The sequence below is a fragment of the Paenibacillus sp. 01T443 genome (assembly GCF_056398325.1).
Map to the genome: position 1 here is coordinate 1 of NZ_JBFTPE010000076.1, position 502 is coordinate 502.

The 502-nt window shown below is 71.9% G+C and carries 1 protein-coding gene; it reads right to left on the bottom strand.

The features are described 5' to 3' along the window. The coding region (locus AC1DLI_RS34350) for an alanine racemase (RefSeq protein WP_477610214.1) at window positions 1-502 on the bottom strand (502 nt) is incomplete at both ends.

Here is a 502-nt window from a genome sequence, read left to right on the forward strand (position 1 = left end):
CTCCCAGCCCGCCGCCGAGGTCGTAGACCGGGAACGTGCCGAGCGCGGCGAGAGGTGCGACGGCGGCGGCGAGTTCAGCGGGATCCATGATCTGCGATCCGACGTGGGCGTGCACGCCGCGCATCCGCAGCCGCGGGCTCGCCTCGATCCGGGCGATGAGCGCCTTCGCGGCGGCGGCGGTGAGGCCGAACTTGGATCCGACCTGGCCGGTCTGCACGTGCGGATGCGTGGAGGACTCCACCTCGGGGATCACGCGCACCAGCACGTCCTGGGCGCGACCTTCCGGCACCAGCTGCTCCAGGCGGTCCACGTCGTCGGAGTTGTCGACGACGACAAGGCCGACGCCGGCGTCCACCGCGATCCTCAGCTCTTCGGTGGTCTTCGCGTTGCCGTGCATGACCAGCAGTGCGGGGTCGATGCCCGCGCGCAGCGCGCTGAGGATCTCGCCCCCGCCCGCGACGTCCAGTCCGATGCCCTCCTCGACCATGACCCGCTGCACGGC